The sequence below is a fragment of the Aliiruegeria haliotis genome (genome assembly GCF_003003255.1).
Classification (GTDB): domain Bacteria; phylum Pseudomonadota; class Alphaproteobacteria; order Rhodobacterales; family Rhodobacteraceae; genus Tropicimonas; species Tropicimonas haliotis.
Window position 1 is genome coordinate 68,533 of record NZ_PVTD01000005.1, and the last position, 17,842, is coordinate 86,374.

19 protein-coding genes are annotated in these 17,842 nt (G+C 62.2%); 9 read left to right on the forward strand and 10 right to left on the reverse strand.

Annotation, left to right across the window (positions count from 1 at the left end; all coding sequences use genetic code 11):
* Window positions 1-65: 65 nt before the first annotated feature.
* The 7 genes from CLV78_RS13360 to CLV78_RS13390 all read right to left on the reverse strand — a co-directional run bounded on the left by CLV78_RS13360 (window position 66) and on the right by CLV78_RS13390 (window position 7,790).
* Entirely contained in the window at window positions 66-1,085 is a 1,020-nt protein-coding gene (locus CLV78_RS13360; RefSeq protein ID WP_106205334.1) for an NAD-dependent epimerase/dehydratase family protein, read from the reverse strand.
* Window positions 1,086-1,155: 70 nt separating this feature from the next.
* Window positions 1,156-1,878: a YjbF family lipoprotein gene (locus CLV78_RS13365; RefSeq protein ID WP_106205335.1), complete on the reverse strand. Its 723-nt coding sequence runs from the start codon at window positions 1,876-1,878 to the stop codon at window positions 1,156-1,158.
* On the reverse strand, window positions 1,875-4,001 hold the full coding sequence (locus CLV78_RS13370; protein ID WP_106205336.1) for a YjbH domain-containing protein: 2,127 nt from the start codon (window positions 3,999-4,001) through the stop codon (window positions 1,875-1,877). The genes CLV78_RS13365 and CLV78_RS13370 overlap by 4 nt, the downstream gene beginning before the upstream one ends.
* Before the next feature lie 142 nt (window positions 4,002-4,143).
* Window positions 4,144-5,622 carry an ArnT family glycosyltransferase gene (locus CLV78_RS13375; protein WP_158263523.1) on the reverse strand — a complete coding sequence of 493 codons (1,479 nt, stop codon included), beginning with the start codon at window positions 5,620-5,622 and terminating at the stop codon, window positions 4,144-4,146.
* The gene (locus tag CLV78_RS13380) at window positions 5,594-5,905 is read right to left on the reverse strand and encodes a lipid-A-disaccharide synthase N-terminal domain-containing protein (protein ID WP_106205338.1); all 312 of its coding nucleotides are present in this window, start codon (window positions 5,903-5,905) and stop codon (window positions 5,594-5,596) included. Before CLV78_RS13380 ends, CLV78_RS13375 begins: the two co-directional genes overlap by 29 nt.
* Window positions 5,898-6,641: a glycosyltransferase family 2 protein gene (locus CLV78_RS13385; protein WP_106205339.1), complete on the reverse strand. Its 744-nt coding sequence runs from the start codon at window positions 6,639-6,641 to the stop codon at window positions 5,898-5,900. The genes CLV78_RS13380 and CLV78_RS13385 overlap by 8 nt, the downstream gene beginning before the upstream one ends.
* A gap of 84 nt (window positions 6,642-6,725) precedes the next feature.
* Window positions 6,726-7,790, reverse strand: a complete 1,065-nt coding sequence (locus CLV78_RS13390; protein WP_106205340.1) for a LacI family DNA-binding transcriptional regulator — start codon at window positions 7,788-7,790, stop codon at window positions 6,726-6,728.
* A gap of 306 nt (window positions 7,791-8,096) precedes the next feature.
* Between CLV78_RS13390 and CLV78_RS23890 the strand changes: the two genes are divergently transcribed.
* Genes CLV78_RS23890 through CLV78_RS13415 form a run of 5 tightly spaced genes read left to right on the forward strand, consistent with a single transcriptional unit; the run spans window position 8,097 to window position 13,078 of the window.
* Entirely contained in the window at window positions 8,097-8,747 is a 651-nt protein-coding gene (locus tag CLV78_RS23890) for a transglycosylase SLT domain-containing protein (protein WP_106205341.1), read from the forward strand.
* A 3-nt stretch (window positions 8,748-8,750) separates the two neighbouring features.
* Entirely contained in the window at window positions 8,751-10,832 is a 2,082-nt protein-coding gene (gene flhA / locus CLV78_RS13400; protein ID WP_106205342.1) for a flagellar biosynthesis protein FlhA, read from the forward strand.
* Window positions 10,833-10,879: 47 nt separating this feature from the next.
* Window positions 10,880-11,596 carry a flagellar biosynthetic protein FliR gene (locus CLV78_RS13405; RefSeq protein WP_245925049.1) on the forward strand — a complete coding sequence of 239 codons (717 nt, stop codon included), beginning with the start codon at window positions 10,880-10,882 and terminating at the stop codon, window positions 11,594-11,596.
* The gene (locus CLV78_RS13410; protein ID WP_106205344.1) at window positions 11,596-12,684 is read left to right on the forward strand and encodes an EscU/YscU/HrcU family type III secretion system export apparatus switch protein; all 1,089 of its coding nucleotides are present in this window, start codon (window positions 11,596-11,598) and stop codon (window positions 12,682-12,684) included. Before CLV78_RS13405 ends, CLV78_RS13410 begins: the two co-directional genes overlap by 1 nt.
* Window positions 12,685-12,688: 4 nt before the next feature.
* Complete coding sequence (locus tag CLV78_RS13415; RefSeq protein WP_106205345.1) at window positions 12,689-13,078, forward strand: hypothetical protein; 390 nt, start codon at window positions 12,689-12,691, stop codon at window positions 13,076-13,078.
* Window positions 13,079-13,192: 114 nt separating this feature from the next.
* On the opposite strand, the gene dalA is transcribed toward CLV78_RS13415, so the two are convergent.
* A complete protein-coding gene (dalA, locus tag CLV78_RS13420) occupies window positions 13,193-13,693 on the reverse strand; it encodes a divisome-associated lipoprotein DalA (RefSeq protein WP_106205538.1) in 501 nt (166 codons plus the stop codon).
* 169 nt (window positions 13,694-13,862) lie between these two features.
* Between dalA and CLV78_RS13425 the strand changes: the two genes are divergently transcribed.
* Together CLV78_RS13425 and CLV78_RS13430 are read left to right on the forward strand one after the other, a co-directional pair.
* A complete protein-coding gene (locus CLV78_RS13425; RefSeq protein ID WP_106205346.1) occupies window positions 13,863-14,453 on the forward strand; it encodes a L,D-transpeptidase in 591 nt (196 codons plus the stop codon).
* Window positions 14,454-14,595: 142 nt separating this feature from the next.
* Window positions 14,596-14,781, forward strand: a complete 186-nt coding sequence (locus tag CLV78_RS13430; RefSeq protein ID WP_106205347.1) for a hypothetical protein — start codon at window positions 14,596-14,598, stop codon at window positions 14,779-14,781.
* Window positions 14,782-14,859: 78 nt separating this feature from the next.
* On the opposite strand, the gene hemH is transcribed toward CLV78_RS13430, so the two are convergent.
* Window positions 14,860-15,897: a ferrochelatase gene (gene hemH / locus CLV78_RS13435; RefSeq protein WP_245925050.1), complete on the reverse strand. Its 1,038-nt coding sequence runs from the start codon at window positions 15,895-15,897 to the stop codon at window positions 14,860-14,862.
* A 58-nt stretch (window positions 15,898-15,955) separates the two neighbouring features.
* The gene (locus tag CLV78_RS13440) at window positions 15,956-16,804 is read right to left on the reverse strand and encodes a methyltransferase domain-containing protein (RefSeq protein WP_106205348.1); all 849 of its coding nucleotides are present in this window, start codon (window positions 16,802-16,804) and stop codon (window positions 15,956-15,958) included.
* On the opposite strand from CLV78_RS13440, the gene CLV78_RS13445 reads away from it, so the two are divergent.
* On the forward strand, window positions 16,803-17,549 hold the full coding sequence (locus CLV78_RS13445; RefSeq protein WP_106205349.1) for a ComF family protein: 747 nt from the start codon (window positions 16,803-16,805) through the stop codon (window positions 17,547-17,549). The genes CLV78_RS13440 and CLV78_RS13445 overlap by 2 nt on opposite strands.
* 32 nt (window positions 17,550-17,581) lie before the next feature.
* The gene (gene grxC, locus CLV78_RS13450) at window positions 17,582-17,842 is read left to right on the forward strand and encodes a glutaredoxin 3 (RefSeq protein ID WP_106205350.1); all 261 of its coding nucleotides are present in this window, start codon (window positions 17,582-17,584) and stop codon (window positions 17,840-17,842) included.

The window sequence follows — 17,842 nt, forward strand, 5'->3', positions numbered from 1 at the left end:
TGTCGCGACGCACGGGGCCGGCCGCGACGCTGCGACGCCCGGGCGTCGCGTCGTCTTGTGCGGTGTCAGGCCTTGGCGTTGCTTTCGGTGTACCACTTCACGAAGGCAGCCACGCCTTCGTCCAGCGGTGTCGCTGGCAAGTCGCCAACAAGCTCTGTCAACAAGCCGGTATCCGCCCAGGTAGCCGGCACGTCGCCAGGTTGCATGTCGAGAAAGTTCTTCTTTGCCGTCCGCCCCAGGGCGACTTCAATCGCCGAAACGAATTTCATCAGTTCGGCAGGCTGGGAAAGGCCGATGTTCACCACGCGCCATGGCGCGACCGGCGACAGCGAGTCCTTCTCGGACGCGGTGGAACGAGCGTCCGGTTTCGGCGGCACGGCTGTCGTCAATCGCACGATCGCCTCGATCAGATCGTCGACATAGGTGAAGTCGCGCTTCATCCGGCCATGGTTGTAGATGTCGATCGGCTGGTCTTCGAGGATCGCCTTGACGAACTTGAACAGCGCCATGTCGGGCCGCCCCCAAGGGCCATAGACGGTGAAGAAACGGAACATCGTGGTCGGAATGTCGTAGAGATGGCTGTAGGAATGCGCCATCGCCTCGTTTGCCTTCTTGGTCGCAGCATAGAAAGACATCTGCGTGTCGGCCTTGTCCGTCTCGGCATAGGGCATTTGCTCGTTGGCGCCGTAGACGGAGGATGTGGAGGCCAGCAGCAGGTGCTTCGGCGTGGTCTTGCGCGCGGCCTCAAGCAATTCGAATGTGCCAAGGAGATTTGAATCGACATAGGAACGTGGGGCGTCGATAGAGTACCGCACCCCCGCCTGCGCGGCCAGGTGCACGACGATCTCCGGGGTTTCAGTCTCAAGAACGCGGGTCAGGAGCCCCGGCTCCTCAAGTCGACCGCGCATGTCGACGAACGCATCCGAGCTGTTGAGGACATCCAACCGCCGATGCTTGAGCGAGACGTCATAGTAGTCGGTTACCGCGTCGAAGCCGACGACCCGAAAGCCTTCGGCCAGAAGTCGACGGCTCAAGTGAAAGCCGATGAAACCGGCCGAACCGGTTACAAGTGCCGTTCTTGTCATCTTGGTCTCCAAAATCGCCTTACTCAAATACCAACGGCATCCCGCGAACCCACTCGGGGTGCCGGAGCGGTCATTCCTTCAGTGTCTGAAGGGCGACCTTGCCGACCTCGGGGCTGATCCACTGAATCGACTGCGGAATGGCTCCGCCGCTGGTCACCCAATAGGTGTTGCGAATCTTGAGACCGTCATCGTTTTCGCACCGCTCGGACATTTTCGTCGCCGAATAGCTTCGCCCGGTCGGCAGTTGGACGGTGTCCGAACCCGACGGCGAATAGCTGCACCGCATCAGCATCGGGACTTCGTGGTTCTCGCCGCTCAGGTGTCGGTAGACGCGGTTTGCCTGCCCGGATCGGCGGCCAGTGATCATCGAACTGGCTGTCCCGAGATCCGAAGACATGAGGTCGTAGCCCAGACCCCGCGTTCCGGTCACAATGCCGTTTCGGGTAGTGACCGTCTGGCGGCTGCTGGTCCGCCATGTCGTGTAGGGTCCGTTCTGTGCAAACCGGATCAGGACAGCGGTCCGCTGGGTCTCTTCCAGAACCGCGAGTTTGAGCGGAACCTTGGAGGAGGCGATCGCCTTCTGGATGGATTGCGCCTGTTTCTGCGCCGCCTCACCACCCGCCGAGCCGCCTTTCGACTTCCGGGAAGCCTGCTGGTCCTGGTACGCCTCGTAGAGTGTCTCCCACCCTTTCGCCTTGTCCGGTGTGTTGCCGCAACCCGCCGCCACGGCGACGAATGTCAGCGCCGCGACGATCCGCACGTGGCGCGACTGAATAATCCTGCAGACGTTCATCGCCAGAATCTCCCGCCGCTGCCCTCGATGTCAGGTTGCTGAATTCGCCGTATCCGCTCGTAGAGACGGTCGTCGACGCGCACCTTCTGGCCGCCGTCCGACGTGAACGGGCTGATCGACATCCGGTGCACGGATTTCGACGGCTGACCGGTGGCCCAGCGGAGCGGAAGCTGCATGTAGATGCCCTTGTCGAAGGAGCCGTCGCCGAAATCCTCTGCGGCAACGTCGGTCATCGTCGCGTAGGCGCCGAACTTCCATCCGTTGTCGAAGCGGCGTTCGAGGCGGAGCGTTCCGCCGTAGTCACCCGCCAGGTAGCGGCCGCCATCGACCTGAACGTTATAGCCCTTCGGCATTTCGTAGTAGACAGTGCCGTGACCGGTCAGGACATTGTAGTCTTGCAGGCCGAATCCGCCATCATACGCGCGCTTGTACACGTAGTTGACCTCGCCGCCGATCGCGAGATTGCTGTCGAACGGCTTCCAAAGCAATTCGCCCGAAACACCGGAATACATCCTTTCGAGGATGCCGGCGGTTAGGCGGCTGTGCAGTTCGGGGGCCGGGCGACCGAAGTGCGCCAGTGTCATCGTGTCGATGAACGTGTCGGTTGCGCGGGAGTACTCGCGGAAGTCGGTGCGGACGACCGGGACCTTGTCCGAGCGCTCCTTGGCGGTGGCTTCTTCAGTGTTGCCCAGAAGGCGGTGTTTGATCGAGCCCGAGGCCACGAAACCGGGCGCAAGGGTCAGCGAGCCGCCGAGCCGCAGGCCAAAGTCGGCGCGCACCGGCTCATCGGGGTCGAAAAGGCCGAAGCCGAGATAGGTCCCAAGGAACCAGTTGGCCCTTGGATACGCGTCGTCCACGAACTCCATGCCTTGCGGACGCCGGGTCTGCCCCTCGGTGAACACCGCGCGTGAGAGGATCTCTTTGGAAGCAGAGTTCTCCAGCCGCTCCAGATCGGTGCGGCGGAAGGTTACCCGATTTGCCGGAACGCCATCTGTCACAGGCGTGATCGTGACCGACTCAACCGTGGCGGGCAATCCGAGCGCCAACACGCGGGCAGTTCGCCCGATTGCCTGGGCTTCCGAATAGTAGCGGTTGTTCTGAACCCGGACCTCGGCACGGTTGGCATCCATCTGGATCGCCTCCAGCCGAATGCCTTCGTCCGCGAGCGCCTTGGAGATGCTGGACTCGACGGAGGCCCGTTCGGAGGTGCTTGTCACCCAATCCGTTGACCACTCCAGCGGCTCGGCGCTCCGGGATGGGCGCGGAATGATCGGAAGCGGGCCCGGTTCGTTGCCGGGTCCGAGCAGCGGGCGTTTCGGGTTCAACGTGAAGTTCAGCTGCGCGCCGAAAGCCTCGCCATAGAGAGAGGCGGCAGACAGGCTGACACCGTCGTTGAACCGGTATTCTGCGGCGAGGTTCCATGGTGACTGGTAGTCGACAAGGCCGCGGCGCGTTTCCTCTTCGTAGGCGTCAGAAGAGTATTCCGCTTTCAGTGTCAGCTTGTCCGTCGCCCGCCAGGAGACGCCGCCGAAGATGGCCATCGGCCCCTGGAACCAGTTGGAGGCGTTGAATTCACCGCCCTCTTCCCGGACGACGAAGTCACGGCTGCCAAACTCGGCAACAGGGTTGCGGGACCCCAGCCGACCCCAGCCGAGGCCGGCGGTCACGCGCACGTCGTCGAAGAAGGTCTTCGTCGCAACCAGGTATTCGGCGCTGAACAGCGAAGTCCCGACGATATCCTGGAAACCGACCGCGACGGCTGGAATGTACTGCGACTCTTCGAGGATCTGGAAGCGAAGGTCGAAGTTCCGGTCGTAGTAGTTCTCGCCGGGATCCCCGAAATCCGGGATCTTGGTGTAGCGGAAGGTTCCCGAAAGACGGGGGGCGAACTGGAAGGTCAAACCGACCCGAAGCTGTTCATCGGATTGGGAGAAGCTGCCGGAAAACTCCGCATCCGGGGCCATCTCCGCCGTTGGCATCTCCACCAGGCCAGGGACGCCGTAAAGGTTGTAACTGCTGGACACCAGCGGCTCGGCGACGCCACCCAACGGGCCGGCGGCGCCGTAGACAATGACAGCCGCCGCAACTGTCCGCCCGGCTGCTTTTCGTTTCTGCTCAGGCATCAATGCCCCCGCCCAAGATATTCATTGGCCCCACTATAGCGAACCGATTGGGCAGAGGAACGGGCTGCCGTCGGAGGGCGACAAAATCTGCGGGTTGTCGCGCAGATGACGCACCTTTTCACGTTCGACATGGCGGCGATTCCTACTGTTGAAGAGACAGGCAACCGGCGTCGATGACATAGAGCCCCTGAGGCCGTTTCCGGTAGGCGCCAAGAGTGGGTGCAATCCGCCGGATTTGGGTCGCTTCACAGGGCAGGCGAGGGGTTTGCCGCTTGCTGACAAAAAGGACCGGACCGTCCACGCCCTTTGGCAAGCTGTATTTCAGCACATAGTGGTTCGGCGCGCGGCCGGCCATCGGACGGGCATAGACGGCGATGTCGCTTTCCCGCCCGATGTGGAACAGGTCGGCAAGGATGTCACGGTCGTCAGCGACGATAGCCACGACCTGCTGCTCCGCAGCCTCGGCGAGGATCTGAGCGCTCATGTCCGTGCGTCCGACGTAGCGCTCCAGCAGCAAGGGGCCATCAGGGGCGGCGCGCCACCCCGTGCCCACGACCGTTGCCACGGGTAGCAGGATCGCGAGAAACAGGTGGATTGCAATGCTGGCCCGGATCCAGATCAGGCGTTTGCCCAGTAGCCATGGCACCACTAGGAGCGTCCCTGCCACATAGGCGGTCGCGGCCCAGTTGGGATAGGCTTCGCTCAGTAATGCCTGGGCGCTGACAATCAGCAGTATCGGCAGAGAAAACAGCAACAGGATGCCCTGATCGGGTGTCCTCCGCCGGACGCTGCCCGCAAGCCAGAGCAGGGCCACGAAGAGCACCGGTCCGAAGACGAACAACTGGCTGGCCAGGAACTCGGCGAGGCCGGCGAAGTTGAGGCTGGCACGGTCGCCCGGGTCGCGCACCCAATCGGCGTTGTCCAGTGTGTGCTCGACCGTGCTCATCCCGTTGACAAGGTTCCACCAGATATTCGGGGAAATGGCGATCAGGAAGGTGGCCAATCCGGCGAGCGCCGGGCGCCATCCCGGGCGAGCTTGCCACATCAGGGCGGCAGCCAACGTCGCGCAGATAACATAGTAGACGGCGGCATACTTGCCGAGGAAGGCAATTCCAAGCATGGCGCCCGCCAGCATCGCCATCGGGACGGTGCCACCGCGCTCCAGCCCGCGCAGCCAGGCCCAGAGCGCCGCCGCAAGGAACGGCACCATGATCGTGTCGGTGGACATCAGCAGGCTGCCTGCAGTTACCATCGGCAATGTCACATAGGTCGCCGCGACCCAGATCGCGACGCGGTCGCCCGTGCGCGGTGCCGCGATCGCACCAAGGATCATGGCCGTGATCGCATGCAGCAAGGGCGCGGGCAGTCGGACCCAGAAGGCGGAATCGGAGCCGCCCAACTCGGTCGACAACCGGATCACCCAGCCGATCATTGGCGGTTTGGAGTAGTAGCCGAGAGCCATTTCCCGGCCCCAGAGCCAATACTGCGCTTCGTCGACAAAGAGATCGGTCCGATTGGCCGCAAGAAGCACCACACGGAATGCGGTGACGGCGAGGACGATCAGCGCAGCCGGAGCGATCCAGCCGCGGTTGTCACTCCGGCTGGCGACGGCGTTCTGCATGGATGAGCCAGAGGTTGCGGCAGTAGATGAAGAGGCCCATCGACTGACCGAGGATGAAGACCGGGTCCTTGCGGAATATGGCATAGGCGAACAGGATCATGCCGCCCCCGATTGACAGATACCAGAAGGCAAGCGGCACCACGGAGCGCCCGACTTTTTCGGACGCGATCCATTGTACCAGGAAGCGCGCCGTGAACAGGAGCTGTCCGCACAGGCCGACAACGACCCACCAGAACTCGAACCAGTTCTCGACAGCCAGGAAGCGGAAAACGGTTTCAGTCATGGCTGGCACCCGAGGATGCTGTCACTTCCACTGCCCGGGCTTTCTTGCGTCGCCGGATCAACCAGGCGACGGCCAGAAGATCCGGAACGCCAACGATTGCGCGGCGGAAGTTCGTGTAGTTCGATGTTCCGGCTTGCCGTTCCTTGTGGCTCACATCCACCAGCAACACCTCCCAGCCGTCTCGTTTGAACAGGGCAGGCAGGTAGCGATGCATGTGGTCGAAATACGGCAGATCCAGAAAGGCATCGCGGCGAAACCCCTTGAGCCCGCACCCCGTGTCCCGCGTCCCATCCTTCAGAACCCGGCTCCGAAGTTTGTTGGCGAACTTGGACGCCCACTTCTTGGACGCCGTGTCCTGTCGCGCCACACGTTGACCAGCGACCAAGCCAAGGCGGCCGGTGTCATCCGCGAGCAGCGGCTGGAACAGCTTCGGAAGCTCCTCGGGCGGGTTCTGGCCGTCGCCGTCCAACGTGCAACACACTCGACCGCGGGCGGCAAGAACGCCGGAGTGCACCGCCGCACTTTGCCCGGCGGACGCCGGGTGGCTCAGCAGGCGGATGCGTGCGTCGGTCTCGCCAAGCCCACGAGCTACGTCCGCTGTTGCGTCGTCGGAGCCGTCGTCAACGACAATGACCTCGAAATCGGTTCCGGAGCACGCCTCGACGATCCCGGCGACCAGGGGACCGACGTTGTCCTCCTCGTTCTTCATCGGGATGACGATGGATAGATCGGTCATGGGGCCTTCGCACCTCTCTGCGCGGTGGAACCGGATGGTGTGGCGTTTAAAGGCATCGAACCCGGTATGTCCATGCGTTCACACTTAGTGTTTGCGGAGGGTGTCGCCCGGTTCAAGCTTTGGCAACAGCACAACCTGCTGGCCCGCAGCAGTGGGGTCGCCACTGGCGCATTCGGCGATGATCCTGGCTGCCGCCTCACCGATTTCACGCCGGCAGGAATCGATTGTTGCCAGTTTGCGCGGAAGACCGTCGAGCATTTCGATCCCGTTAAAGCCGGCAAGGCCAAGTTTCCCGGGGATGTCGTAGCCCATTTCCTGGCAATAGAGCAGCCCGCCCGCCCCGATCATGTCGTTGGAGTAATACAGAAAGTCGAGATCCGGGTTTCGGGTGAGCATGGCCTCGGTCATTTCGCGACCTTTCCCCAAACCGGAAGTGCCATCGTAGAATTCCTGGTCGACAATCTCGAGCCCGACCTCCCGGATTGTCTCCTCGAATCCGGCGAGCCTTTTGCGGGCACGGTGGTCTTGTGGCATCTTGGTGCCGAGCACCCCGATCCGCTTGTATCCGGCCTCGATGATCGCCTTTGCCATGTCGCGTCCGGCGCGGCGGTGGGAGATGCCGACGCAGGAATCGATGGCCTCACCGTCCACGTCCATGATCTCGACAACAGGAATGCCTGCGTTTCGCAGCATCGCCTGCGCCGAGTCCGTGCGCTCCAGTCCGGCGATGATGACCCCGGACGGGCGCCAGCTGAGCATCTCGTAGAGGACCTTTTCCTCCTGCTCCGGCGTGTAGTGCGTGACGCCAAGAACAGGTTGAAGCTCGGTCTCCTCCAGCACATGGGAGATCCCGTTTACGACCTCGGGAAAGACCATGTTGGACAGCGACGGCACGATGACAGCCACCAGGTTCACGCGACTGGATGCAAGCGCGCCCGCGATCTTGTTGGGGACGTAGCCAAGCCGTTTCGCCGCTGCCAGGACCCGCTCCCGTGTTGCCGCGCTCACGTCGCCCCGGTTCCGAAGCACACGGCTGACCGTCATTTCGCTGACGCCGGAAGCTTCCGAAACATCGCGGAGGGTCAAGGGGCGGCGGGGGTCGCCATGATGGCCATGACCCGAAGCCCGGCGGTAAGTGTCGTTGCTCATAGGAAAGTGTTAGCGCCAATTCCGAAGGTGGGAAAGGGATTGAAGCGGATTTGCAGCCGAGCCCGACCGGTATCGCGGGCGCAGGTTGTCGCACCGGCCCGACAGACCTGGAAACCGGGTTCGGGTAACGGGTTGTCAACCAGCTTGGCGCTAAGCATCGGGGCACGGAGCAGCCAGAAGGTCGCCAGGATGAGATTCCCCCCCCCACGTGGGATGAGCCATGTGTCGCGTTTGCCGGGTTGGCCCGGTGCCTTGGTCCTGTGCGTCTTGCTCGCCTGTGGAGCCCTCTCGGGGAGCGCTCGGGCGTTGACAGCGGATATCTGCGGCAGCAACGCAACCGGTGCCGCAGGCCTGACCGGGGTGCCGAGCGGGCTCCTGACGGCCATGGCGCTCACGGAATCGGGGACGACACGCTACGGATCTTTCAAGGCCTGGCCCTGGACCATCAACGAGGGCGGCAAGGGAAGCTGGTTTGCCACCAAAGCGGAGGCCGTTGCCCACGCCAGGCAACTTGTTGCCTCCGGCGTTCGGAACTTCGACGTCGGGTGTTTCCAGCTGAACTACCACTGGCACGGATCGGCTTTCAGCGACGTGAGCGCAATGTTCGACCCGGGCGCCAATGCACATTATGCCGCCCGCTTCCTTGCTGCACTCCATGCGGAGTTCGGCGATTGGAAGGAGGCGTCCAAAGCCTACCATTCGCGCACGCCGGAGCTTGCCGGGATCTACTGGACCAAGGTTGCAGCGAACCTCAGGAAACTCGGTTCGTCCCTTCCTGACAGCCTTCTGGCAGAGGCACCCGCCAGCTCGCAGAACCGCGCGCCTTCCGGTTCGGCATCTCGGCCCAACGCATATCCTTTCCTGGTTGCAGAGGTCCGCAGTGCTCGGCTTGGATCGCTGGTCCCGATCCACGGTGGGACGGCACGGCCTTCGCTGTTTCAGCCGGTGGGCAAATAGATCATGACAAAGCCCGTCCGCGATATCCTCAACCCGACGGTCCTTCTGGCGCTGGCCCTGATGGCGGTGATCGTGATGATGATCCTGCCGATGCCAGCCTGGGTGCTCGACATGGGGCTGGCGACCTCCTTCGGGTTGGCGATCCTCATCTTCACGGTGACGTTGTTCATCGAACGGCCGCTGGATTTCTCGGCCTTCCCGACAGTATTGCTCGCTTCGCTGATGTTGCGACTGTCGCTCAATGTTTCTTCGACGAAACTCATCATCGGCCAGGGGCACACCGGGACGGCCGCGGCCGGGGACGTGATCCAGGGTTTCGCCAACTTCGTTATGGGCGGAAGCGTCTTCCTCGGGTTCGTGGTTTTCTGTGTCCTGATGATTGTGAACTTTATCGTCATCACAAAGGGCGCGGCCCGGATGGCCGAAGTTGGCGCCCGATTTGCACTCGACGGCATGCCGGGAAAGCAGCTGGCCATCGACAGCGACATGTCCGCCGGGGCAATAGACCATGCCGAAGCCAAGCGTCGCCGGGAGACGGAACAGGCAGAGACTACGTTCTTCGGGTCGCTGGATGGGGCCTCGAAATTCGTCAAGGGGGACGCGGTTGCCGGCCTCCTGATAACACTGCTGAACCTGATCGTGGGCTTGATCATGGGCCTTGCGGTCCACGGGATGGATTTCTCCCGGGCGTTGGAGACCTATGCAATCCTGACTGTCGGGGACGGGTTGGTCTCGCAGATCCCCGCCGTGATCATATCTGTCGCTTCCGCTCTGCTCCTCGCGCGCGGTGGTACGAAGGGTGCAACGGATCTCGCCATTGCGTCGCAGTTGGGGCGTCACCCTGGTGCCCTCATGACGGTCGGTGCCCTGATGCTGGTCTTTGCGGCGGTACCCGGGTTTCCTGTCCTCCCGTTCCTGCTTGGTGCCGCAATCCTGTTCGCTGCTGGCTGGATCGGACTGAAAAAGGCAGCGGAGGCGGAGGCCCGCGACGCGCAGGCCGGGATGGAAGTGACCGCCGCGCCCGCCAAACAGCCGATTGGCGATGTTCTGGATCTCGACGATATCCACGTGGAGTTCGCCCCGGACCTTGTGAAAATGGTGCTGGATCCGGCCACGGGTCTCGACACGCGCATCGCGAACATGCGCAATCACGTGGCATCCACCTACGGGTTGATCCTTCCCGAGATCCGCTTGACCGACAATCCGGCGTTGCCCGCCGGACACTATGCAATCAGGATCCACGGGGTGGAGCAGGCGCATGACCAGCTTGAGCCCGATGGTCTCCTCGCTCTCGCGTCTGACACCGAAATGCCACCGGGGCGCGATGTTTCTGAGCCGGTCTACGGGGCGCCCGCGCGGTGGATCGCGGCGGGCGATCGGGAGGCCGCCGCCCTCGGCGGGACGACAGTCGTGTCTCCCACCGAAGTTCTGGCCACCCACCTTCTGGAAGTCGTGAAGAAGAACTTCTCCCGCCTGCTGACGCACAAGTCCCTGAGGCGGCTGTTGAAGGAGCTGACAAACCTTTCCGACGCAGCCCGCTCCGAGGCAAACCGGTCGCTGATCGACGAGTTGGTGCCGGACAAGGTCCCTCAGGACCTTCTGCTTGCCGTCCTGCGGCTGATGCTGGAGGAAAGGGTTTCAATCCGGAACATCCCGCTGATCCTGGAAACCATTGCCGAGGCGCGCGGCAGCTTCGTTTCGCCGGAGCCGATTTGCGAATACGTGCGGCAACGTCTCGGCTTTCAGATCATCGCGGAGCTCAAGCGCGTGGACGGAACACTGCCGCTGGTGCAGTTGGCACCCGAGTGGGAAGACCGTTTCCTGTCCCACCAGATCGACAACTCGCAAGGTGGAGAGGATGTCGCGCTTCCGCCTGACCAGTTCGGCCGCCTTGCCTCGGGCATTGCCGAGAAGCTGTCAACGGCTGCCGAAAGAGGAATCTTTCCGGCGGTCATCACATCGTCCCGGCGAAGAAGGTTCCTGGCCAATGTTCTGACTGCAAAGGGCGTCTCGACGCCGGTACTGTCGTTCGAGGAGCTTGGCCTGGACGCGAAACCCTCCGTCGTTGGCGTGGTGCCGGTATGACGCCAGCCGTGCAGGACCTCGCCACAATCGGGGCTGAGAGTTTGGCAGTGTCGACGCTGGTATTCCTGAGGATCGGGGCCGCGATGGCAGTGTTGCCGGCCTTCGGGGAGCGGTTCGTGTCGCAGAGGGTGCGCTTGGCGGCGGCGTTGGGATTTACGGCGATCGTCGCGCCGGTCATCGTGGACACGATCCCGGTTGAGTTGCCGGCGTTTCCCCGGCTGCTCGTCACGGAGACGTTGATCGGCCTCGCCTTCGGAATCAGCCTGCGCCTTATGATCATGGGCCTTCAGATCGCGGGGTCGATCGCTGCCCAGTCCATGTCCCTGTCGCAGATCTTCGGAAATTCCGCCACGGATCCCCTGCCGGCTTTCGGTCATCTACTTACGATTTCCGCCCTTGCCTTCGCGGCAATGGCCGGCCTTCATGTCAGGGTCGCAGAGGCGCTCGTCGAAGGGTTCCACCTGTTCCCCATCGGGACCGTCCTGGAACCGGGGCCGCTTGCCGAGGTGATCGTATCACGGGCATCGCAAGCATTTGCGCTGGGGTTCTCGCTGTCCGCACCCTTCGTGATCGCGGGGTTTGTCTACAATCTTGCGCTTGGCGCGATCAATCGGGCGATGCCGCAACTTATGGTAGTTCTGGTCGGTGCCCCGGCGGTCACGGGGGCCGGGTTGGCGCTACTGGCGATTGCCTCACCGTTTCTCATCAAGGTCTGGTTCGACGCGTTTGATCACGTGCTCGCGTCCCCGTTCTGGGTGAATTGATGGCGGAAGAAGAGGACGACGACAAGCAACATGAGCCGAGTCAGAAGAAACTCGACGATGCTCGCAAACGGGGAGAGGTACCGCGCTCAAATGACCTGACGGGGGCCGTCGTGTACCTCGGGTTTCTGGTATCTGCCCTTGTGCTGGGGTCGTGGGCCATGACCCGGATCGGAGAGATTGGCGTCCAGATCCTGGAGGCGCCTGAATGGATGCAGAGCGCAAGCTTCGCAGCCAGTTCCTCAAGTGCGACCGGATGGGTGCTTGCTTCCGTGGGGACGGCCATTGTGCCGGTACTGGCAATTCCGATGCTGTTCGGCCTTGCCGCTGTCATCGCGCAGCGCGCCTTTGTAGTGGCGCCCACCAGGATTGAACCGAAGCTCTCGAAGATATCGCCCCTATCCAATGCCAAACAGAAATTCGGACGTTCCGGATTGTTCGAGTTCGCCAAGAGCTTCGTGAAATTGCTGCTGGTGGCCACCGCCCTCTCGGTTTTCCTCCTGAAACGGATGGATACGATCGTCCCCGCGTTGACATTGTCGACCGGAGAGATCTCCAGGTTGCTTGGTCGCCTGTCGCTTGAGTTTCTGGCGATTCTCATCGGGATGTACGGAGCAATCGGGCTCATCGATTTCCTCTGGCAAAGCAGTGAGCATCGCCGGAAGAACAGGATGTCGCAGAAGGAGTTGCGGGACGAAGCCAAGGAGTCGGAAGGCGATCCCTTCATGAAGCAAGCCCGGCGCCAGAAGGGGCAGGCAATCGCGCTGAACTCCATGCTGGCCGACGTGGCGGAGGCCAACGTGGTGATCGTCAATCCGGAACATTATGCCGTGGCGCTCAGCTGGACGGCTGCCAAGGCGGGCGCCCCGGTATGCGTGGCGAAGGGTGTTGACGAAATCGCCGCACGAATTCGCGAGGCTGCGACCGAAGCCGGCGTTCCGATCCGGCGGGATCCACCCACCGCGCGCGCGCTCTTCGCATCCGTGGAAATCGGCGAGGAGATATCGGCCGACCACTACCGTGCGGTCGCCGCGGCAATCCGTTTCGCGGACCGGATCAGGGAGTTGGCCCGGCGGGGTGTGCTGGAGTGACCTGTTGAAACTGGATGCCAGGAAACTTGCCGCACTGCAAAATGTGACGCGCGCGAAATGGGATGCATGCAGTCAGGACCTGCGGCAGGCCGTGCGGGAGGAGCAGCAGATCCAGCGTCAACTGGATCGCTTGGCGGATCGCAAACGCCAGTACCTCGAGGTGCTTGCCTCCGACGATCCCGCGACCTGGGGCGAGAAGGAAGCAGTGCTCAAGTGGATACGCTGGTTCGAGCGGGAGCGGCGAAATCTGATTTGCGCGCTCGCCAAGGCCCGGGTCAATCAAGAGGTGGAGCGCAATCGGACACGGGAGTCCTTCGGGCGCAATCAGGCTGTCAATTCCCTGTTGGAGCGTGCAGGCAAACTCAAGCGGCAAACAGAGGCACGCAACGTTTGAATTCATCCGCACGAAGGTGTTCATGGCGACTTTGCTGTGGCGTGGTATCCACAGCGTGCCAGTCGATGGGATCCGGAGGGCGCTACTGCGTTAGCCGGTCAGGGTTGGCTTGGGCTAGCCGCCCATGATGAGTGTCCACCAGATCTTTCCGCCACGCTCCTGATACCAGGAGAAACCGAGGTCGCGGGCGGCCGGATCCATGATGACACCGCGGGTGTCGGGTTGGTCCATCCAGGCGCCGAGTGTGACAAGCTCACTCTCATAGGACTCCGAGATGTTCTCGCCAAGGAAGCGCCCGGTGTACCCGGTCCTGACGGTACGGTCGATCGGAGAGGACCCGTCGGATCCAAAGTGCCATGGCCGATTCTGCACGGACATGTCCCGCGAATGCGTCGCTGCCGCCGCGTTCAACTGGGAGTTGAGCTGTACACTGCCCAGCCCGGACGTCGTTCGCAGGCTGTTGACCGAATCCAGCATTCGAAACTGGATCTCGGCCGCGTCGCCGCTCGAGATCTTGTAGACCCGGGTGCCGTCTCCGGCGGTGCCCGACGGGTTGGGGCCGCACGCCGTCAACAGAAGTGTCAACACGGAGAAAAAAGCTATCACGCGAGTCATGGGCTGGGTCACCGTCGTCAGGATTTCCCCCATCCTCTAGCGACAAGCCTCGGGGCTTTCAAACCATTCCGCCCATTTTGGCGGCTGGCGCGTGTTTGATTTGCGACAGGGAGGCTTGCGCAATACACTCTCGCCGCACCCTGTGACCAGGAAAACCGGTGAGGATAGTATGACCGATTCGTTTGATCCAAACTTCACCCGCAGGCGGTTTATCGGAACCGTGGCCGGCGCCGCGGCGACCGTGATTGCGGCGCCCGCGATTGCCCAGACATCGAACCGGGTCGCGGATCCGAACATTGCGCGCAACATTTCCAGCTTCCGGGCGCAGAGCTGGCAACCCTACTTCTCAACCACGCGTGGTGGAGCAGTGCTTGTCGACACGTCCTCGCGGGCGCTGCACTACTGGTCGTCCGACCAGTCGATCTATCGCCTCTACCCGACGAGTGTTCCGATATCGGAGGAACTGACGCGGCGCGGGCGAACAAGTGTCGTCCGCAAAGTCGAAGGGCCGGGGTGGGCACCGACTCCCTCCATGAAGAAGCGCAATCCGGAATGGCCCGACTATGTTCCGCCGGGGCCGGGAAACCCGCTGGGGACACACGCACTCTATCTTGGCTGGAAATATTACCGCATTCACGGGACGCATGACACGCGCAAGATCGGGCGAAAATCGTCGAATGGCTGCATCGGCCTCTACAACGAGCATATCGCCGAGCTTTACAGCCTTGTCTCCCCCGGTGCGCAGGTGTTGCTAATTTGACGACATCGGCGCGGTGGGCTGACCTAAAAGGTCTGAACAATTGCCAATTTCTGAAACCTCTGTAAGTCTCTGACCACGAGGTACTACATGGATGCTCAGGTGTCCTCACTAACTACGCCTGTGCGATAACTGGAGGTTGAACATGAAGAAGTTTGCTCTCGCTGCTGCTCTTTCGCTCGCCGCTACCGCCAGCTTTGCTGGTGGCTACGAAGAGCCTGTCATTGAGCCGGTGATCATCGAAGAAGAAACCGGCACGTCCGGTGGTGGCATTTGGCTGCCGCTCGCGATTTTCGTCGTGATCGCTGCTGCTGCTGCCAGCTCGAACTAATTCGAGTTTGGAGTTCAGGAAAAAGGCGGACATCATGTCCGCCTTTTTTCATTTCTACCCTGTTGCCGAAGGGCCGGATCAGTCGACCCACCCCATCAGGTTGGTCCCGATGACGTCGGCAAGAAGCGCGATATGTGCGGGATCATCATTGAGGCACGGCACGTAGGTGAAGGTTTCTCCTCCGGCCTCCTCGAAGCTCTCCCGAATCTCCTCGTTGATTTCCTCGAGTGTCTCGATGCAATCCGCAGAAAAAGCGGGCGAGATCACGGCGATCTTTTTCTTGCCCTGGCGGGCAAGCTCGGCCACGTGCTCCACCGTGTAGGGGCGCAGCCATTCTTCGGGGCCGAATTGCGATTGGAAGGTGGTGACCACCTTGTCCTCGCCCCATCCCAGGTGTTCCCGCAGCAGCCGCGTCGTTTTCTGGCACTGGCAATGATAGGGGTCGCCCTCATGCAGGTAGCGTTCGGGAAGGCCGTGATAGGAGCAGACCAGCACGTCTGGCTGCTCTTCCATCTCGGACAAGCGCTTCGTCACTGATTCGGCGAGTGCCGAGATATAGCCGGGCTCGTCGAAATAGGGCGCTGCGATCCGGGCGGTCGGCTGCCACTTTTCCTTCATCAGTGCACGGAAGAACTGGTCGTTCGCAGTGGCGACCGTGGCGCCTGCATATTGCGGATAAAGCGGCAGAAAGAGGATTCGGTTACACCCTTGGGCGACCATTTCCCGCACCTTAGACTCGGTCGAGGGGTTTCCGTATCGCATGCAGAAATCGACCATCACGGCCTCGCCATGGCGCTCCTGGACAGCGTTGCGGATGGCGGCGGTCTGCGCCTTGGTGATCGTCATCAACGGGCTTTCCCCGGCCTCCTCGTTCCAGATCGACTTGTAGGCCGCGCCAGATGAAAAGGGTCGCTTGCTGAGAATGATCAATTGCAGAAGCGGCTGCCACTTCCACGAAGGGTAGTCGATCACCCGCTTGTCAGAGAGAAACTCGCCCAGGTAGCGCCGCATTGGCCAGTAGTCATAGCTGTCCGGCGTGCCGAGGTTGGCCAGCAACACTCCGATCTTCCCCATGGTGACCTTGGGGTGATTTGCGGGCATGTGTTCGGTGGTCATGAAGTGTCCTGCCTCTGGCGTGTGGGTCGGATTGGAAATAGCGGGGCCGGTGAGGGCGTCAATCGGGGATGTCGTCCGGGTCCTTGGGAAGCTTGAACTCCTGCGTGCCGAGGGCATCGGCAAGGCGGGTGGTAGCAGAACCCGGGCGAAGCGGTTTCGGTTGCGAGGCGGCGGGCGCCCAGCCTGTGAGCAGCAGGATCTCGAAGGTCGCGGGGATGCGGCCGTCGCTGCCGGCATGCGATTCGGTATAGCTTTCTGCGGCCCGTTGGAACAGGCGACGGGGCGCCGGAGACCGGTGGCGGTCGGCCAGGACATTGGATTCGCCCATGGCGCGGAGGTCCCGCATAAGGTGGAAGGGGGTCTCGTAGGATACCGTCAGCGGCAGGCTGTCCGCGACTGGCAGTGCAAAACCCGCGCGTTGCATCAGCGAACCGATAGCCCGGATATCTGCCATTGGCGCGATGCGAGGGGAGAGACCGCCGAGTTCCGCAACTTCGGCCGCCGCCATGGCGTAGCGGAGTTCGCACAGGGTTTCGCCGCCGAACAAGGCGGCCAGGAAAAGCCCGTCCGGCTTCAGTGCATGCCGCGCCTGGACCAGTTGGCCAACGGGGTCATCAGCCCAGTGAAGCGCCAGCGCGTGGATCAGAAGGTCGTGGGCCCCGGGGACCAAATCAAGGATTTCCGTATCCGCGACCTGCTTTGCCCCCGGCACCAGCTCGGTCCACAGGCGAGGGTATCCGGACACCACGGCAGGCGCGGTAAAGGACCTGTTAACCAGTTCCAGTCTTTCTTCCAGTTCAGTGGCAATGGCGCGATGGAGAAAATCGGCCATACCGTCACTGCGGCGCTCGGCGCGCAGTCTCGCGCGGTCGAGGGCAGGTCTGTCGGTAAGCCGGGGCTGGGTCATGATCGGAATCTTGGACGTTGGGGCAGGAATACGGGCGGTGCTGGGCGCCATTTACCCGCCTCACTGCCTGAGCTGCAATGCAATCGTTGGCACTGACGGCGGTTTGTGCGGCAGTTGCTGGCGGGATACGCCCTTTGTCACGGGACTGGTCTGCGACTGTTGCGGTGCGCCACTGCCCGGAGACGATCCCGGAGGAGTGGTCATGTGCGACGACTGCCTGAATGTGGAACGGCCTTGGACCCGGGGGCGCGCAGCTATGGCGTATCGCGACAATGCCCGCCGTCTCGTGCTTCGTTTCAAACATGGTGACCGGACAGAGATGGCGCCTGCGCTGGCCGAGTGGCTTGCCGGTGCCGGACAGGAGATCATCGAACCCGGGATGCTGGTGGCGCCGGTTCCACTGCATTGGCGCCGGTTGTTCTCGCGGCGATACAACCAGGCGGCGCTTCTGTCCGAGGCGCTGGCGCGTCGAATGGCCCTGCCATCCTGTCCGGACCTGCTGTTGCGTCGGCGGTTCACCGGATCGCAGGGTGGCAAGAGCCACGATCAGCGGTTTGCCAACATCGCCAGCGCTATCGTCGTGAACCCCCGTCGGATGTCGCTGTTGTCCGATGCGCGGGTGTTGTTGGTTGACGATGTCATGACCTCTGGCGCGACATTTGCCGCCTGCGCCGAGGCCATTGTTTCTGCGGGCGCAAAAGAAGTGAGGGTGCTGGCACTGGCGCGTGTCGCCAAGGATGACTAAGTTGCTTTCCGGACCGAGTTTCGGAGACTTTTATGCAATCAGTCGAGATCTATACCTCGCCGACCTGTGGTTTCTGCCACGCTGCAAAACGCCTGTTGGCCAACAAGGGCGTGTCCTTCGCAGAGATCGACGTCGCCCGCCAGCCTGACCGGCGACAGGAGATGATGGGCCGCTCCAACGGTGGCTATACCGTGCCGCAGATCTTTATCGGCGCGACCCACGTTGGTGGCTGTGACGACCTCTACGCGTTGGAACGCTCGGGCAAGCTCGATCCGCTTCTCGCGGGAGAATGA

What these genes read in the sequence shown, in the direction of transcription:
- CLV78_RS13360 (WP_106205334.1), bottom strand. Translation starts at nt 1,085, where the DNA reads ATGACAAGAACGGCACTTGTAACCGGTTCGGCCGGTTTCATCGGCTTT.
- CLV78_RS13365 (WP_106205335.1), bottom strand. Translation starts at nt 1,878, where the DNA reads ATGAACGTCTGCAGGATTATTCAGTCGCGCCACGTGCGGATCGTCGCG.
- CLV78_RS13370 (WP_106205336.1), bottom strand. Translation starts at nt 4,001, where the DNA reads ATGCCTGAGCAGAAACGAAAAGCAGCCGGGCGGACAGTTGCGGCGGCT.
- CLV78_RS13375 (WP_158263523.1), bottom strand. Translation starts at nt 5,622, where the DNA reads ATGCAGAACGCCGTCGCCAGCCGGAGTGACAACCGCGGCTGGATCGCT.
- CLV78_RS13380 (WP_106205338.1), bottom strand. Translation starts at nt 5,905, where the DNA reads ATGACTGAAACCGTTTTCCGCTTCCTGGCTGTCGAGAACTGGTTCGAG.
- CLV78_RS13385 (WP_106205339.1), bottom strand. Translation starts at nt 6,641, where the DNA reads ATGACCGATCTATCCATCGTCATCCCGATGAAGAACGAGGAGGACAAC.
- CLV78_RS13390 (WP_106205340.1), bottom strand. Translation starts at nt 7,790, where the DNA reads ATGAGCAACGACACTTACCGCCGGGCTTCGGGTCATGGCCATCATGGC.
- flhA (WP_106205342.1), top strand. Translation starts at nt 8,751, where the DNA reads ATGACAAAGCCCGTCCGCGATATCCTCAACCCGACGGTCCTTCTGGCG.
- CLV78_RS13410 (WP_106205344.1), top strand. Translation starts at nt 11,596, where the DNA reads ATGGCGGAAGAAGAGGACGACGACAAGCAACATGAGCCGAGTCAGAAG.
- dalA (WP_106205538.1), bottom strand. Translation starts at nt 13,693, where the DNA reads ATGACTCGCGTGATAGCTTTTTTCTCCGTGTTGACACTTCTGTTGACG.
- CLV78_RS13425 (WP_106205346.1), top strand. Translation starts at nt 13,863, where the DNA reads ATGACCGATTCGTTTGATCCAAACTTCACCCGCAGGCGGTTTATCGGA.
- CLV78_RS13430 (WP_106205347.1), top strand. Translation starts at nt 14,596, where the DNA reads ATGAAGAAGTTTGCTCTCGCTGCTGCTCTTTCGCTCGCCGCTACCGCC.
- hemH (WP_245925050.1), bottom strand. Translation starts at nt 15,897, where the DNA reads ATGACCACCGAACACATGCCCGCAAATCACCCCAAGGTCACCATGGGG.
- CLV78_RS13445 (WP_106205349.1), top strand. Translation starts at nt 16,803, where the DNA reads ATGATCGGAATCTTGGACGTTGGGGCAGGAATACGGGCGGTGCTGGGC.
- CLV78_RS13440 (WP_106205348.1), bottom strand. Translation starts at nt 16,804, where the DNA reads ATGACCCAGCCCCGGCTTACCGACAGACCTGCCCTCGACCGCGCGAGA.
- grxC (WP_106205350.1), top strand. Translation starts at nt 17,582, where the DNA reads ATGCAATCAGTCGAGATCTATACCTCGCCGACCTGTGGTTTCTGCCAC.